At 62.7% G+C, this 241-nt stretch carries 1 pseudogene; it reads right to left on the reverse strand.

What is annotated here, in order from left to right:
• Nucleotides 1-241, reverse strand: a pseudogene (locus tag SB751_RS34690) (NADH-quinone oxidoreductase subunit D); the annotation flags it as partial.

Here is a 241-nt window from a genome sequence, read left to right on the forward strand (position 1 = left end):
CTCGCCCTTGGGGTGCTCCACCGAGGCGAACGCTTCACCCGGGGGCACGTGGAAACCTTCGGTGAAGAGCTTGAAGTGATGGATCAGCTCTTCCATGTTGGTCTTCATGGCGGTGCGCTTGGGCGGGGCGATCTTGTGGTTCTCGATCATGACCGGGCCCGGGTTGTTGCGCAGCCATTCCACGCACTGGCGGATGATGCGGTTGCTCTCGCGCATTTCGGCGATGCGGACCAGGTAGCGG

This window comes from Cupriavidus sp. SIMBA_020 (genome assembly GCF_046535395.1).
Taxonomy (GTDB): Bacteria; Pseudomonadota; Gammaproteobacteria; order Burkholderiales; family Burkholderiaceae; genus Cupriavidus; species Cupriavidus campinensis.